Origin of the sequence: Rhodopirellula sp. MGV, from assembly GCF_002251265.1 — a bacterium.
Lineage (GTDB): Bacteria > Planctomycetota > Planctomycetia > Pirellulales > Pirellulaceae > Stieleria > Stieleria baltica_A.
Window position 1 is genome coordinate 1 of record NZ_NPDI01000002.1, and the last position, 16,396, is coordinate 16,396.

The following is a 16,396-nucleotide window of genomic DNA, read 5'->3' on the forward strand; positions in this document are numbered from 1 at the left end:
CCCGACAATCCCTGCGACCGATCCAAATTCGCTGTTGCGGATTGCCTATCGGAATTGCCACGACCTTTTCGCACTTAGCACAAATACTCAATGGCTCACAGCAACGGCAAATCAGCTCCTCCGGCTCCTCGCGTTTCACAACCGACCACCATGGAAGCGGTCAAGGATCGGCTTCGCCAAAGCTTGCTGAAAAAACGCGACGCCCTCGAGGTCGACAAGTTCTTCCGAGCTTTGGTCAAACTGGAGGGCAGCGACTTGCACATGAAAGTGGGCCAGCCGCCGATGGTGCGTGTCGGTGGTGAGCTGAAACCGCTCAACCGTGGCCCCATCGATTCGGAGGAAATGGTTGATCTGTTGCTGCCGATGATGGACCAGCGAAACCTGCTGATTTTCGAAGAGGAAGGCGGTGCTGACTTTGCATACCTCTGCGACGTCGACGGTACCCGCTGGCGTTTCCGGGTCAACATGCTTAAGTCGCTCGGCAACATCGGCTTGGTCGCCCGCCGGATCAACAACTTCATCCCCGATTTCCGCGGCCTGTTCCTGCCCGACTCGATCGAGCAACTCTGTCACTTCGAACAGGGAATGGTGTTGCTCGCCGGGGTCACCGGTAGCGGTAAAAGTACGACGATCGGTTCGATGCTGAACTACATCAACTCGATTTATCGCAAGCACATCCTGACGCTCGAAGACCCGATCGAATTTATCTTCACCGAAGATAAATGTTTGATCAACCAACGCGAGATGGGCCAAGACGTCAAAGACTTTAACATCGGGATGAAGCATGCCGTTCGTGAAGACCCCGACATCATCCTGGTCGGTGAGTTGCGGGACGAAGAAACGTTCATGACGGCGATTCACGCGGCCGAAACCGGTCACTTGGTATTCGGGACGATTCACGCGGCGAGTGCGTCGACCACCATCGGTCGTATTTTGGACTTGTTCCCCGAGGAAATGCACAACGCGATCCGCAGTGCGATCGCGTTCAATATGAAAGGCATCGTTGCCCAAAAACTGCTCAAGAGCATCAAGCCAGGTGTCTCGCGGGTGCCTACGTGTGAAGTGATGACATTCAACCCCACGATCCGGAAGCTGGTTTTGGAGGGCAAGGACGAAAAGCTGCCCGACGCTATCCGTATCGGTGCCGAAGACGGAATGCAGGACTTTACGATGAGTTTGAAAGGTCTGATCGACGACGAATTGATCGATCGTCCAACTGCGTTCGCCGTCGCCCCCAACAAGGATGCCCTCAAAATGGCTCTCAAGGGTATCGACGTCAAAGCGCCAGGGATTCTGTAAGGCCTGAAGTCTGTCGGCCAGGGATTCTGTCAGTCCGAACGATCTGTCGCGGGCGTTGGGCCGGAAAATGCCGGCCCGACGGGCGATGTTTAGCACTTTGCAAATGTTCGGATGTCGGCTTCGATGACGCCGCTACTCTCGGTAAGTTATGGTGTAGTGTGCCGAGAGGCTTACCAGTCCGCCCCCTTTTCACTGTTTCTGCATTTTAATGCCACAAGATGTTCAGCCTCAGCTTTGGCAGTCGGTCGCACCGGTCGAATTCACTCCCAAACTGAACGACAATTCACAAGCCCAGGCGTTGTTGATCGGGGCACGGCAGGGGGCTGGCTTTGCGATCGCCGCTGGGCAGGTTTCCCACGCGATTCAATCGCGAGCGACCCAAGTTCTGTTTGACTTCACCGCCGCCGGTAGCACCATCCGGTACATGATCGATGGCCAGTGGGAACAACTGCCGCCGCTCGATCGTGAAAGTGCCGACGCGATGTTGATCACGCTCAAGCAATTGTGCTTGATGAACCCCGCCGACCGCCGAAGCGCACAGTCCGGCGCGGTCAAAGCGAAACTGAAGAAAGAAAAGTACGAGGTCCTGCTGCAATCGCAAGGCGTTCCGACTGGTGAGCGTGTTCTGATGCGATTGGAGGCACAGCAAGTTCCGTTCGAGACGCTTAGTGATCTTGGCATGCGTGACAAAATGGTCGCGACGCTGAAACAGCATCTCAACTCCGACGGCGACATCGCGTTGCTCACCGCCCCCAAGGGCGAAGGCCTGACAACATCCTGGAATATCGCAATTGGCGCGGCCGACCGTTTGGTGCGTGACTTTCAATCCTTCGAGGAGCAGTCACGGCCGGAACCAGAAATCATCAACATCAATCCGAACTTCTACGGCGGATCGACTGGGCTGACACCTTACGAAGCGTTGCGTAAGGCGATCTTAAAAGAGCCCGATGTGTATATGTTTCCCGATCCGGTCGATGGCGAAACGTTCTCCATGGCACTCGACCAAGTCGAGAACTTGGACAAGAAAATTGTCACCCGGATGGTTTCCAGCAACGCCGTCGAAGGATTCGCCCGGTTGGTTGCCCAATACGCCGATCAACGCCAGCGAATCGCAAGTCGCGTTGCCTGTGTTCTTGGTCAGCGATTGGTTCGCCGACTTTGCGATAACTGCAAGATCGGTTTCCAGCCGCCACCGCAATTGCTACAGCAGCTCGGCATCCCGCCGGGACGCGTCGCGTTGTTATACCAACCGTTTATTCCACCGCCGCCAGAACAACAGGTCGACGAAAACGGCCGACCCGCGCCGATCACACCGTGCCCAGTTTGCCACGGGCGTGGCTATTTCGGCCGAATCGCAATCTTCGAGTTGCTTATCCCCGGCCCGCAGCTCCGCGATGCGATCACCAAAACCCAAGACATGGGACGGCTAAACGGGATCGCAAAGTCGGAAGGTTTCCACGGCGTGCAAACGGAAGCCGTGTTGACGGTCGCTCGCGGATTGACGAGCTTGGATGAATTGAAACGAGCCTTCGCTAAAAAGGCATAGTCCGCTGTCGTTTCGCTAATTCGGTTCCGATGGTTTCCAACGCGCGACAACCGTCGGAACGGCGGGCGGGAGCTGGGGATGATTCGCATCAATCAGAATGTCAAAACCACTTTGACGTAACCGTTCGGCGGTCCAAACAGACCGGTGGCATTCGTAAGGATTTCCGTGTGCCGCCCCCTGCTCCATCGCCGCGTCCGGCGTGATCACCAGCAAGCTGCCCCGCGGGCCGACCAAGTTCATCGCGGCCCGCAGGACCAACTCGGCATCGGTGTCTTCGAAGTGCTCGATCACGTCGCCAATCAACACCATGTCATAGGATTGTTGGTCGAGCTGGAGGTGTTCGCGTATATCACGAACAAACACCACGTCATACAAGTCCCACGCGGGATTTCGATAAGACGCCCAAACCTCCACCCCGGACACGTGTGTTTTCCATGGATGGACTCCAAGATCCAACCATTGACGCACGGCGACACCCATCATCCCAAAGCCCATTCCCAAGTCGAGGACGGTTTTCGGTTGCTGGTGAATCAACTCCGTCGCGAGCGTCGGGATCGCCATGTAACTACCGATCGGCATCGCATTACCCCTGCGGATTCTGGCGTTGATGTTTCATCCAAAGATCCGCAAGCAAGTCCTCGTAGTTGCGTGCCATTTCGCTCGCATAACCGAACTGTTCTGCCAGTTCGAAGCCGCCTTGGATGATCGCTTGACGAAGATTGGGAAAGCTCGCGAGCTTTTCGATCGCGGCAGAAATCTGTTTGCTTTCGGGGGCGACAACCATCCCATTGACGCCATCGGTGACCAAGTCAGCAACCATCCCGTATGGTGTCCCGATGACGGGGACGCCTGCCATCATCGCTTCCATTGCGACCAGTCCATAGCCTTCGAATCGCGATGGCATGACTAACGTGTCCATTGCCGCATAGTGGTCACCCAAATCACCATTGCCTTCTGTGATGACGAAGCGGCCGGGGATCCGTTTCATTGCCGTTTGCAACAAGCCATCTAGCATCGGCCCATATCCGACCAGTAGGACTTTGACATGACGTGGCAAACGGGCGACCGCATCAAGAACCAGATTGGGGTTTTTCTCTTCACTGAACCGTCCGACGAACCCAACGACAAAATCATCATTCGAAAAGCCAAACTGTTCTCGCGAGACTGCTTTGGGGCGAGTGCGAACGACGCGGTGTGGGTCGACTCCGTTGAGGACAACAGATACCGGCCAGCCCTCGCAAACTTCATCGCGAACATGGTCGGTTACCGCAATGATGTGGTCGATCGCGTCACCGACTTTCGATAGTCGATCGCGTGTGTAGGCCGCATCACCGTGGGCGACAAAAATCGAAATCGGCGGCGGTGATTCTTTTAGCCACTCGCACACCGCGAGCGACTGTGGACCGGGATCGGAGACAAACAGAATGTCACAGTCGCGGGCGGCTTGTTGCACGCTTTCACGTCCGCCGATTTCGACAGGCATTCCCATCCGGCGAACTTGGCGAGGGTCAATCCAATCAGTGATGATCACACTTCGCAAAAACTGCAATCGCGCAGGGTTGCTGTAACGCGCCAACGCTGCCAACCAGTATTCGATTCCCGCGGGAATCAACGCGGCATTGAGGTGCGCAATTTTTAGCGGTCGGCCAACCGGCCAAGTATCGTCGCTCGCCAATTCTAGGTCTGAAACGCTACCAGGAAAGGAGCGGAATCCCAACGACGCGGAACGCTGGTAAATTGCACTTGGTTGGTAGTATTGGCTGTTCGAATCGAAGCTTGGATCAAAGTTCAACGACCGATCATACATTGAACTTTCCGGCGTAGGACCGGGGTAAATGTAGCCTCCATACATCGAAGTCTCATACATCGATCCACTCGACATCGATGCTTCGCTGATCGGACCATCATTCAATGTTCGGCGGTAGAAATCATTAAATTCAGTCGACTCTTGAGAGCCTTCGCCAGAGAGTTGCCAAGACATGGTGCCAATCACTTTGGTAGGAATTGCTGTCTGTTACGGCAGCCAGTTTAGCCACCCTGCGCAAATACACCGGCAATATTTCCCGATTCACCTTCGATCGGCACCAAATAGTCCGGCGAGTCTGGCAGGACGGATTGCAGTTTCGATGAATCCAATACCGAAAAATATTCTTTGATAATCGGTGTTAAGATCGATCGTGTTTCGACCCATTGGTTTTCGGCGCACCATTGAAAGTAGCGTTCGATATCGCCACTGATCGTATGGAACTGCGTCGCGTCGGCGATCAAGTTGTCGTCGAACCGTATGTCTTGATCCAAATCCGAATCATTGAAGTATGCGGCAACATCGGTTTGTGAGAGTGTATTGAATCGCACAACGGTGCGTTCGGCACATCGCGCGATTGGAAAGAGAAAGCTGATCCCGCCTCGTGACCGCGACATCCAATTGCGTTCGACGAGGATCGATCGAACTTGGCCTTGAATCACGACCGGTATTCCATAGTCGATCGATTCGGCTCGAATTTGGTTGTGATGAACATGCAGGTGACGCACTGGTGGTTCACTCGGGTCATGCGATCCGATGACGACGGCGACCGCTCCGGCATCAAACTCACAATCTTGGACCTGCATTGGTTCGTCTTCTGATCCGGACGCGCCCAAATCAAATCGAATTTGACCGACACGGTGAGTCTTGGGGTTCTTGGAGACAAGATGTAGATTTTGGAGAGTGAGGCCTTCACATTCGCCAGAAACATGAATTGCCAATTGGATACTGGATGCCTCAACCGTAACCCCGTCGAGCTGGACGCGTTTCACTCCGTTGATTTGTAACACCGGTTGATCAAGCGGGCCCAGAAGTCGGCATTCAGGCGATCCCTCAATCCGCAGACCTTCGAGACGATTGCTTTCGTTGATTTGGAAAGGGCCGAAATGAATCCCGTCGGAAAGACGAATCACGGTGTGTGGCGCCGCGATCGCAAGTGCTTCGCGAAGAGTCTCTGCTTCCCCGCCATCCGGATTCACCTCGATGATTCCGTCATCAAGTCGATCGGGGACGGCGGTATCGTTGGAGGCTGGGACAGCTTCGACTGTCGGTCCGCTGGTGTCGCGATTGGGTTCCCACCACCAATGCCAGATCCCAGTGCCGATTGCCAAGCAACCGAGTGCTAGAAGGACTGCGGCAGCCCGTTTGAGAGCTTGGTCAGACGAATTCTCTTTGGCCGTTTGACGGCGGCGGATGGTTGTCGCGTCTTTGTGGGCTGGCATCCGTTGTTGGTGTGACTGTGCGGACCACTGCAACAATAAATCGGCAACTTGTTTCGCGGATCGAGGACGGCCTTTTGGCGACTTGCAAAGCAGCGTCGACATCAAGTGATCAAATTCGGGTGGTATTCCATCAACAAACGACGAGACCGGCGGTGGGTCAAAATTTTGCACACGGTTGGCACTTGCGTATGACGAGCCCGCGTGGAACGGACTGGATCCGCGAAACATCGAATACAGGACACATCCAAGGCTGAACAAGTCACTTGCCGGGGTCAGTTCTTCGCCTTCGACCTGTTCAGGCGACATATAGGACGGCGTTCCCACCATATCGCCCATGCTGGTCAAGTCCGAGTTCTCGACCAGCAGCCTGGCCAGCCCGAAGTCCGACAATTTCACGCGCTGAATACCGTCTTCCAGCATGATGTTTCCGGGTTTGACATCACGATGGACAATTCCATGGCGATGAGCCGCGGCCAGCCCCGAGGCGATTTGGGCGCCGATGCGGAGTACATCTTCCAGACACATTGGTGCGTCATGGTTGATGCGATCGGTCAGGGACTGACCGTCAACGAACTCCATCACCAAGAACGGAATGCCGTCTTTCTCGGAGACTGCATGGATGGTTACTACGTTCGGATGATTCACACTCGCTGCGGCGCGAGCTTCACGCAAGAATCGTTTCTGGGCCCGCTCGCTGGTTATCAGCCGCTCTGACATGACCTTGATTGCGACGTTGCGATGCAATTGCTCATCAAAAGCGCGTGCAACGACACCCATCCCTCCGAATCCGACGATGTTGAGCACTTCGTAGTGCCCGAGTCGGCCGATCGAATCTTCGCGAGTGGGCGGTTCCAGTTTGACTGGCATGCGGGTCAACGCATCCGATTTTCGTGAACCTGACATCTGCGTTGGTTCATTGCTACCGCTCAGTGCCGACGTCAAAGGTGTTGCCGGACGGGGCCGATCGGGATCTTTGGGCGTTTTCTGCAGCTCGAAGTCAACGGTATCGTCACGGCTTGCGTCATCCGGTTCAGATTCGTCGAGTGGTTGAGTCATGGTCTGGCTCACAATTTGGAATCGATCTGCTTCGGGGTGCGGTCGATCGGTCCACGACGATGCCCTTCCTTTGGGTGTGCAGGCTTGTTGGGCCGTCGCAATTTCAGGGCGACCTAGCCAGTTCGGGGCCAACGCGATCGGGCGAGCGGCGAGGTTGAACTCCCCACCGAGGATGGATTATAGCCATCAGCGGGATCTCTTTCAGGGTGCGGGGGGGAATCAAAACTCCATCCCGCATCCTGATGATTCTCGAGCATCGGCTTTCGCATCGCGAAAGGAGCGTGCTTTACTGCTTCTTTTGCGTCCCGGGATCTCTGCGGTTTCACAAATTCCGACGTTTGAGGCCCGTTTCGACGCTCCAGAAACGACGAAAAACGCGGTCGTATGGTTTCGTTTCGCTGAATGAAAGGGAAATGAACAAACGCGGCGTAGGGAGGTTGACGAGAGACGAACTTTCTCGGAAACTTCTCCGTCCAGTGACCACGCGGCCGTGGCGGAACTGGCAGACGCGCTAGGTTGAGGGCCTAGTGGGAGTTAATCCCGTGGAGGTTCGAGTCCTCTCGGCCGCATCGAAGAAACCCCGTGACAAGCGGGGTTTTTTCATGCGCGGTCCGCTCGTCGGTGCCACGCCCGTTTTTCATGACTTGGCGGGGCAAAAATTCGTGTCGCTGCAAGCGGCGAAGCGATGAAAACGCATTCGCCTTCTACCGAAACTTCTTTTCGAAAGTACTGTCGAACCGGTCGCTTGCCAATCGACCAAGTTCCGGTGTGTGACCGCTTCTGATTCTCGCTCTTAGGCACCGGACGAAAATGAAAGCCGCAGATTTGATTCGAAACGTTTTGAACATGAACGAAGTTCACTTGGCCATCATCGCCGACATGCGTGAGACGCCGCTGGTGCAACCGACTTCGCTGGGCGGTAACCATCCGCTCTGGGTGATTGGTCATTTGGCGATCGTCGAAGAAATCTTTCGTTCCATGATCACGGGAGAATCGACCACACTGAATCAGTGGCATGAACTGTTCGGCGCCACAACAGTCCCATCAAGCGACGCGTCCAAGTATCCAGAATTCGACACGTTGATGGACGAGTACAAAAAACAACGGGCACTGAATCTGGCAATGCTCGACGGCCTCGCCGAATCGGACCTGGAGCAACCACTCCAATCGCCGCCGCCAGGAATGACAGAAGAAATGATCGCGCAGTTCTTTCCAAACGCGGCAACGACGCTGTTGGTAATGACCAACCATTTCGCATTTCACTGCGGACAAGTTGCCGATGCACGACGCGCCCTCGGCAAAGCTCCACTGATGTTCTAGCAGCTTGTTGCTGCCCCAGCAGTGTCTGCCGAGCCTGAAAGGCGGCACTGCGTTTTTTCAGACGGCGAAGGCAACGTCGATCGATTCTCTAAAAAGAAGGAATGATAAATGGCAAAACCAAAGATTGCTCCGTGTATTTGGCTGGATGGGCAAGCAGAAGAAGCAGCGACTTTCTATACCTCGCTATTCGCCGATTCGTCGATCGACTATGTGATGCGTTCACCCATTGATTGGCCAGGCGGACAAGTAGGCGATGTACTGTTGGTCGAATTCACGATCGCTGGCATGCGAATCCAAACACTCAACGGCGGCCCGCAAAAAGAATTCAACGAACGTGTCTCGCTGTCGGTTGATTGCGCCGATCAAGCCGAAGTGGATCGGTACTGGAACGCACTCACCGCCGATGGCGGAGCCGAGATTGTCTGTGGCTGGTTGCAGGACAAATACGGTGTACGTTGGCAAATCGTTCCCGAGCCGTTCACAAAAATGTTGCTCGACGAAGGCAATGAGAAACGCAATCGAGCGATGCGAGCGATGAATGGAATGACCAAGCTCGATCTCGCCGCACTAAAAAACGCCTTCGATGGTTAGTTGCTGGAGTCTAGGCTTTAGCCGATTTTTACGTCTCCCCTGCAAAATCGAGAGAGCCAGCGTCGTCACGAATTTATAATTCAGGTGGATCCCAAGACTTTCCGTAGTCGTGAAGTGGATACTGTTTCCATACTTCCAAAGCACGTTCACGTCCCTGTTCCTGCAGGTAATCACGTGCGTTGCAATACGGCCAGTCGGTCCATTTCTCGACGTAGCATGATGAACAGCGTTGTGCAATACATAGTTCACAGAGGCGTAAAAATGTCCTTCCGATTTCATCGCCGTTTCAGCGACGTTGTGCCAAACTTTTCGCCCTCGCTGCTTGTCATCACCATTCCAATAAAACGATGTTCGGCCGTGCAATTGACCAATCGAACGCAACATTGCTGTCAGATCAGTGGTATTCAACTAATACATGGTAGTGGTTTGGAAGCACACACCAAACGAATACTCGATCGGCGTGCTGGTTGATGACTTCCAGCAAGTCCGATTCAAATTCGCCAATCCGTTCAGGAGAGCTACCAATGATTGGGCTGTGTTCAAAGCACGCTGCAGTCAGCATGTAGAGCGAGGTGCAATCAGATTCGATATGCGGCACGCTGTGGCAGGGGTGATTCCGTCTTCGGCGGTCAGCCAATACCTCCGCGCGTTGCTGGTATGATAAACGCCGCCAACGGTACATAGTCGAAGAGACTCATCTCATTTGATGACTTCTGATTTCGGACGAAGACCTTCTCAGTTTATCAGCATCATCGAATGATTGGGGATTCGAACAGGGCTGGCGATTGAGGAGAGCAAAAAATCGGCTAAAGCCTAGACTCCAGCGGTTAGTTGCTGGGTTTAAAGGATGCGACCCAGCGGCGATTGGTTGCTAAAATCTCATGCACGATGTCGAGCACCTCGTCCTGATGGACTTCGTCATGTTCAAGCTCGTGTTCGAGCAACTCTAACTTCTTGCGGATCAAATAACCTTGCATCTGCTGGTATCGGCGAAGCGTGCCACGGCGCAAAAAGGTACCGACTTCTAGTTTGCGACTCCAATCTTCCCAAACCGGCAACCAGAACAACGCATGTTCGGTATTGCCGCTCATTGAAGCCGACAAGCATTCTGCTCGCGCGATCGAAATTTCCGCCAAGCATTCTTCGGTCGATGGATAGTACGCAAAGCACGCGACGACGCTAAAGGCAACCAAGCCCGATAACATTGTCGTCCCCATCACACTTCGTGGGACAACACGGTCGAGTCCGCCGGCGGCGGGACTGGCCGATAGTTTTGATTCATCTAAACCAAGGATTCGAAGCAACAGACCGAAGGTTCCAAGCAGAGCGATTCCGACGATGGAGAGCGTCTCCGCTAGGCCGCTGTTGTTCTCAACCGTTTCCCAAAACGTTCGCCATGCATTGTCGTGATAGTCGGACAGAGGGTTGGAGTAGATATCAAAGGCGTGAGTGTGACCTGCGGGTTGAATTCCGGGTGGGATCAACGGCTGATTCATCACATACGAAAGCGACAAGACGATTGTCAGCAGCGATGTGCCCCAGATCAACGTTGGCTTCCATCCAAATTGCGACCCAAACCAAACGATCGTTGCGAGGTTCAATCCTGTTCCAAGGATCAACAATGCGAATGCGGCGCCTGGGGAATTGCCGTGTTGAAACATCATCCCCAGTTGGCTCATCGCCAGCATCGGAGTCGCGTAGGCAGGCACCGCGACTCCGGTCATTGTTAGCGGTGCCCATGGATCGGATTGTTCGACACTCGTTTGCATCGAACCGAACGGAAGCACAGCCGCGAGCGCGAATAAACCGAAGAGCGCCAACGCGACAGAGAGCATCGTCAGCCCTGTCGTTTCTCGGCCGAGCTGCATCAGCATCGCTGCCAGTCGACGTAGTCCGATGACGTGCAATTCGTCAGGGACGCTTGGCGACGCACTCGTCAGCTTGGAACGTCTGTCGATCGCGTCCCAGACCAAACCCAAAACGGTCACGATCAGCAGCGATCCGGCTGCGAACAGGATGATGACCAAAGGGCGGCTTAATGTCAGCCCGTAGAGCAGCGAAAGCGGATTGAAGAGCGGTGCCGAAAGCGCAAATGCTGACATCGCACCAGGTTTAATTCCGGCGCGACGCATTTCACGAAGAATCGGTAATACGCCGATCGAGCATACCGGTAACAGCATCCCGATCAACCAGGATTGCGGCAGTTGTCGAATCGAGTCGCCGCCAAATAACCGGCGTGTGCCGTTTCGGCCAACGTAGTAACGAAGGATCGCGGCGATAAACAGTCCGACCAATAGCGTTGGCGCGGCTGCGCAGAAGCCTTGGACAAATCGTGTGAAGCCGCCGACGAAGAGTTGAACTGCTGGGTTCATGACGAGTTTCCTGTTGGGAGTTCGCTCGCTTCAACCGTTGTGTTTTCAATGGCCAGGCTGGTGGCGGCGCGATCGATTAAGTCGCAAAAGCGGAGCACCGCGTCGCGATCCTCCGGAGTAAGAATCGCCTCCCGCGTATCGAGCCGTTTCGTCAGGGCAGTGCTGGCATCGGCGATCGGGATCCACTGCCGTTCCGTCAGTTCCGAGTCGGCTGCGAATTCTGGTCCCCAGCTGACCAACTCTCGAATTCTGTCGATCGATGCAGATTTCTCCCCCGAAGCATCTTTGGTCGCATCGAGTTCTTTGCGAATCTTGCGAGACACGTCTGTGAGGTCGTCTGGCCAATGCTCGACAACCAGATGGTCATGGTCGAAATGTGACTGGTGATCTCGATCATCCGATGTGCAACCTGCGGTCAGCAACGCGCTGACGAGAACACCAACGATTGAATAGATGCTTCTCGTGCCGCTCATGCCCCGTACTCCGGTGCGGCAACGGTGTGTAATAGGCGATCAATCACGTCTTCGACCGCTTCACCATGTGTTAACAGTCGGACCGAAAGCACCGGTCTGGCAACATCAACGACATCGGTTGGGGTCACAAAGCGACGCCCTTGAAGCATTGCCCAGCCTTGCGCGATGGCTTGCCAGTGCAACATGCCACGCGGACTGACACCAAGCTCGATCGCCGGATCGCTACGTGTGGCTTCGACCAAGTCAATCAAGTAGTCACTGACGCGAGGGTGCACCTCGATGCCCTGAGTTTCATCTTGAAGCTCACGAAGTTCTTGGAGCGTCAACGGCGATGTCGAGTCGGTGATCGAATGTGTTTGGTCGTTGCCAGCAGACTTGATTTGGCGACGGAGGATTTCACGTTGTGCTTGCCGATCCGGATAGCCGATTCGCAGCTTGATTGTGAATCGATCGAGTTGGGCTTCCGGTAGCGGGTAGGCCCCGAGCGAGTCGATCGGGTTTTGGGTCGCGATGACAAAGAAGGTTGGCGTCAATGGATGGACTTTACCGTCGATCGAAACTTGACGTTCCGCCATCGCTTCCAACAAAGCACTTTGCGTTCGAGGCGTTGTACGGTTCAGTTCGTCGGCAAGCAGTACATCTGCGAAAACAGGACCGGGATGAAACTCGAATTCACGGGTTTTCTGGTTGAACATACTGAAACCGGTGATGTCCGCAGGCATCAAGTCCGGCGTGCACTGGACACGCGACAATCGTCCATGTAGTGCGTCAGCGATCGCTTTGGCGAGTGTCGTTTTCCCGGTTCCTGGCAGGTCGTCAAGCAACAAGTGCCCTCGGGCCAATAGGCAAGCGATCACCAAGTCAATCTGGCGTTGCTTTCCAAGAAGCGTGCCACAGAGACGGTTGCGCAGTTGCTGCAGTCGCTCTGGCGAAGTCAGCGGCGATATCGTTTCTGAAGTCGTGGTTGGACTCATGATGTTGGGTGGGCTAAAAGTCTTGCGAGAGTGCGGCGATCGAGAGTGCGAACGAGTTGTTTGGCCGCTTCGGTGCAGATTGATGGGGCGTTGTCACTGGCGCTGGAGCCGAATGACAAGTGGTCGGCGATGTCACAGAATTGCATCGCGTTGGAAAGAATTAATTGATCGCTTTGTGTCAACGATCGAATCCATTCACGCTGTGTCTGGCCGATCATTCGGGGCATGCCAAGCATCCGGGCTCGCGATTCAATGGTTCGAATCGCCAATCGATATTTGTGTCGCGGGGACATCCAGCATGCCGCTTTCCACCGGGCAACAAGACATACATCGATCCACCGCTGACGCGTGAATACAACCATCAATGTGATGCAAAGCGTCATCAATCCGTGCGGCCAATACATGGCCGCTGCTTGTCGCGAACGTAGCCAGAGTGACGCTTTGAAGTCCGGTGCGATATACCCGGGCGTGGCTTCGATCTCGAACCAGCGTCCATCGTCAAGCTGGACTTCGGCCCAGACGTGGACGTCGGAAGGCAAGACTGACGCGTGTCCGGCTGCGAATTCAAACGAATCCGGCCGCACATAGAACCCTGTAACCAGCCGAGACCGAAGGCCTAGGTGACGTGCTGCCACTGCGGCTGCCGTGGCGAACAAGTGGTCTCCACCACTTCGCGACTGCACAAAGCGTTGCAGCGGAACGCCATCACGAGGCACCGAAGCCCGATCAAACGTGAATTCGGATCGTAGGTACTTGATCACCGCATCCAGTTTCTCGTAGTCGCCTGACAGGTCTCGGGTGATTGAGTGTGTCAGCTGTTGCCAGTCACTTTGTTGTGAATCGAGCGATGCGTGTTGAGCCGTCAAGCCACTACGAATGTCATCCTCGCTGATGCAACCACAGGCGAGGTGAAACACGGTCAACGGTGGAACTTTGTCACGGCCCGGCATCTGAAAGCAACCGTCTTCCGCGATTTCAAAGAAGTCTGCGCGGTTGATGTCTTTGACATGTAGTCCTGCGGTCATCATCGGCGCTGGAATTCTGGGTGAATCTAATCGCAAGACTTTGACAAGTCCGACGGAGATTTCGCCGGTGTTGCGCCACGACTGTGAATTCGGATCAAAGAACCAATCGTTGCCGTCAATCGTTGAGTGATGAACCCGATTGGCTGATTCGTGATCGGACGAAGTCCAGACGATGCCATCAAATTCGTCGTAGCGATGTAATGCCAAACGAATCCCGGTCGGGCCTTCCCATTGCAAAACACTGTCGTTGACGACGTTGTCAAAGTGATTGTGTTCCTGTGGCGCCGAACGGTCGGTGGAGAACGAGCTGCTGCCCTGCTCGCTTTTGGACGTCTGTTCGTGTGAAGGGATAAGGTTTTGATTTGCGAGAGCCTGCCGCTGTTCGTACTTCGTTCGCTTTTTGGGCTCGCCAACCATGTCATTGAACATGTCAAACAGTGACGATTCGGTCGACTCGATAAAGACATCCGTATCCACAGCGCCAAAGGACTCTGCGTGATCCTTTGCGGCGATCGCGGCGTCACCAGTGCCGACACCATTTCGCGCGGCAGGATCCGACCACTTTGATCCGCCACTGGTCGGCATTATTCCGAGGCCAAGCTTGCTCGTATGAAGCGTATGATGTTTCGCGTAATAGGCTGTTCCAAATAACAGAATCGCCGAGAACAAAACGGCAGCGGGGCGATTGATCGTCGAGCGGGTTACGCTTTCTGGGATTGCCAGATCCAGTCGTTCCCAGCGGTTTGCGATCAGATGCCAAACACAGCCGACCATCCAAAGCAGCGGAAAAACGAAAGCGGATCGATCGTCGCTGATTGAACTTGAAAACAGGACCAAAAATCCACTGATAACAACTGACAAGCCGACATAGCGAGGTTTGATTGTTTGACAAGCAAGCGCCAACGCGAGGCAGCCCAGCGTGGAAAACGCGGTCAGTTCGAATGCGACCGGTTGTCCGAGGAATCTTGCTAGAACGCCAAACAGAACGGGTGCCGATGGGATTGCGATCACGCAAACACGGCGGACACGTTTGCTTCCAAGGAGGCTCGCCAACAGCAAAGCTGTGATCAGTATCGCTTCTGACCACAACAGCGATTGCAGTTCGGCTGGGGCACGAAGTTGAAAAACAGATGCGATCGAAACGACTGCTAGAAATACCGATTCGAGCAGCCTACGCGACTTGAATAGCATCAGCTCGCTCCGTCCAGAAGGTGCTCAGTTGTCGGGCCAAATCATCCTGCCGATCGATCGTGTGATGGCGATGGGATGCGGTGCGTCGATGTGCGCTGTTTAGATCCATGGTGCAGAGCACTGGATTGCCTTCCGCATTCGACGAAATCGTGATCACGGTGGCGGCATTTGCAGAGAACGAAATCAAATGTTCCGGACGCGGTCTAGCGGACGCGAACAGGGCTTGCTGCGATCGCGAACGATCGCCCAGCAATGGAACCTTTGCGAGTTGATCAAGGATTTGAACGCGACCTTGATAGCCACGACGCGGGACGAATGCCTTGGAACCGATTTCGACCTGCAAGGGAACTTGCGATTGATGCAAATTAACCAACAGGCTTGCCGCGACCCGAATGCGATCCGAAAGAGCCTCGGGTGATGCGCCGCATGAAGTGTCAACAGACACGACGACTTGAGGACATTGCGGTGCACCGCGTTCGGTGACGATCAGGCGTTCATTGCGTGCGGTAGCGACCCAGTTGATATGCTTGATCGAATCACCGGTTTGATAGTCACGTACACCAGTGAAGTCGCCTCGCATCCCTCTTCTCTGTCCGTTGCCTTCCTGGGACAAGACGCTTCCGCATGCAGCAATTCGACCTCCAATGGGATAGACCTTTGGCCAGACTGTGATGCCAACCGCTTTCGTCAGCGGTTTCTTCGCCGTCCAAATCCCAAACGGAAACGCACAGGTGATCAATGTCACCTCGGTCGGGTACAGCCCCCGTACTTGTGGATGAGCCTCGAATCGGTAGGTGCTGCGAGAGCAGCCACGTACAAACGCCAACGCCACGGTCGGCATCGACTGGCCATCGAGAGGTTGCTTTTGTTGTTCAAGAAAACCATCGATGGCGAGTCCCCAAACGGGAATTGGCAGTCGATTGGTGACGGTCAGCGTGAACTGGCAGCATGAGTCTTCGTGGACGCGGTCCTGGTCCGGAGAAAGCTCGCACTGGACAGAACGAACCGCGACCCAAGGCCATGCCATTCCGACAACAAGAAGCGTCAACAGACAAGCTGCCAGCGTCCAACCGATCGGCGAGACCGAATGACCGATCAGTGCCGATGCTAGTGTCGCACAACAAAACCAACCGGCTGGTTCTTTTAACCAATACAAAAAACGATTCGCGCCAGGGCAATAGTCGGTCGTCAGCAAACGCACCAACCAGTGATTGCCTTTGGGCGCATCATGGACCATGGCCATGAGAGCGTACCTCAGATCAAACGACAACAGCTGCAAAACCAAACGGCTTCGCCCGACCAA

The 16,396-nt window shown here is 54.7% G+C and carries 13 protein-coding genes and 1 tRNA gene; 5 read left to right on the plus strand and 9 right to left on the minus strand.

Annotation, left to right across the window (positions count from 1 at the left end):
* Positions 1–150: 150 nt before the first annotated feature.
* Both CGZ80_RS00865 and CGZ80_RS00870 read left to right on the plus strand, forming a co-directional pair.
* Positions 151–1,299: a type IV pilus twitching motility protein PilT gene (locus CGZ80_RS00865; RefSeq protein WP_409994530.1), complete on the plus strand. Its 1,149-nt coding sequence runs from the start codon at positions 151–153 to the stop codon at positions 1,297–1,299.
* A gap of 208 nt (positions 1,300–1,507) precedes the next feature.
* Positions 1,508–2,845 (plus strand): ATPase, T2SS/T4P/T4SS family, encoded by a 1,338-nt coding sequence (locus CGZ80_RS00870; RefSeq protein ID WP_094410894.1) that lies wholly within the window; start codon positions 1,508–1,510, stop codon positions 2,843–2,845.
* Between the two features lie 15 nt (positions 2,846–2,860).
* Here the strand turns inward: CGZ80_RS00870 and CGZ80_RS00875 are convergent, their stop codons facing one another.
* From CGZ80_RS00875 to CGZ80_RS00885, 3 genes are read right to left on the minus strand one after another with little or no spacing between them, the layout of a single operon-like run.
* Positions 2,861–3,424: a class I SAM-dependent methyltransferase gene (locus CGZ80_RS00875; RefSeq protein WP_094410895.1), complete on the minus strand. Its 564-nt coding sequence runs from the start codon at positions 3,422–3,424 to the stop codon at positions 2,861–2,863.
* 4 nt (positions 3,425–3,428) lie between these two features.
* Positions 3,429–4,826, minus strand: a complete 1,398-nt coding sequence (locus CGZ80_RS00880; protein WP_094410896.1) for a glycosyltransferase family 4 protein — start codon at positions 4,824–4,826, stop codon at positions 3,429–3,431.
* A gap of 47 nt (positions 4,827–4,873) precedes the next feature.
* Positions 4,874–7,147: a serine/threonine-protein kinase gene (locus CGZ80_RS00885; RefSeq protein WP_094410897.1), complete on the minus strand. Its 2,274-nt coding sequence runs from the start codon at positions 7,145–7,147 to the stop codon at positions 4,874–4,876.
* A gap of 484 nt (positions 7,148–7,631) precedes the next feature.
* Between CGZ80_RS00885 and CGZ80_RS00895 the strand changes: the two genes are divergently transcribed.
* From CGZ80_RS00895 to CGZ80_RS00905, 3 genes are all read left to right on the plus strand, one after another.
* Positions 7,632–7,716, plus strand: a tRNA-Leu gene (locus CGZ80_RS00895).
* A 241-nt stretch (positions 7,717–7,957) separates the two neighbouring features.
* Positions 7,958–8,467, plus strand: a complete 510-nt coding sequence (locus CGZ80_RS00900; protein ID WP_094410899.1) for a DinB family protein — start codon at positions 7,958–7,960, stop codon at positions 8,465–8,467.
* Positions 8,468–8,575: 108 nt separating this feature from the next.
* On the plus strand, positions 8,576–9,058 hold the full coding sequence (locus CGZ80_RS00905; RefSeq protein ID WP_094410900.1) for a VOC family protein: 483 nt from the start codon (positions 8,576–8,578) through the stop codon (positions 9,056–9,058).
* Between the two features lie 394 nt (positions 9,059–9,452).
* Here CGZ80_RS00905 and CGZ80_RS28185 read toward each other — a convergent pair whose 3' ends face one another.
* The 6 genes from CGZ80_RS28185 to CGZ80_RS00935 all read right to left on the minus strand — a co-directional run bounded on the left by CGZ80_RS28185 (position 9,453) and on the right by CGZ80_RS00935 (position 16,336).
* A complete protein-coding gene (locus CGZ80_RS28185; RefSeq protein WP_198953600.1) occupies positions 9,453–9,656 on the minus strand; it encodes a hypothetical protein in 204 nt (67 codons plus the stop codon).
* Between the two features lie 229 nt (positions 9,657–9,885).
* The gene (locus CGZ80_RS00915) at positions 9,886–11,430 is read right to left on the minus strand and encodes a permease (protein WP_094410901.1); all 1,545 of its coding nucleotides are present in this window, start codon (positions 11,428–11,430) and stop codon (positions 9,886–9,888) included.
* Positions 11,427–11,903 (minus strand): hypothetical protein, encoded by a 477-nt coding sequence (locus CGZ80_RS00920; RefSeq protein WP_094410902.1) that lies wholly within the window; start codon positions 11,901–11,903, stop codon positions 11,427–11,429. Before CGZ80_RS00920 ends, CGZ80_RS00915 begins: the two co-directional genes overlap by 4 nt.
* Entirely contained in the window at positions 11,900–12,877 is a 978-nt protein-coding gene (locus CGZ80_RS00925; RefSeq protein ID WP_094410903.1) for an AAA family ATPase, read from the minus strand. The genes CGZ80_RS00920 and CGZ80_RS00925 overlap by 4 nt, the downstream gene beginning before the upstream one ends.
* The gene (locus CGZ80_RS00930) at positions 12,874–15,093 is read right to left on the minus strand and encodes a transglutaminase-like domain-containing protein (RefSeq protein WP_094410904.1); all 2,220 of its coding nucleotides are present in this window, start codon (positions 15,091–15,093) and stop codon (positions 12,874–12,876) included. The genes CGZ80_RS00925 and CGZ80_RS00930 overlap by 4 nt, the downstream gene beginning before the upstream one ends.
* Positions 15,074–16,336, minus strand: a complete 1,263-nt coding sequence (locus tag CGZ80_RS00935) for a DUF58 domain-containing protein (RefSeq protein ID WP_094410905.1) — start codon at positions 16,334–16,336, stop codon at positions 15,074–15,076. The genes CGZ80_RS00930 and CGZ80_RS00935 overlap by 20 nt, the downstream gene beginning before the upstream one ends.
* Positions 16,337–16,396 lie beyond the last annotated feature (60 nt).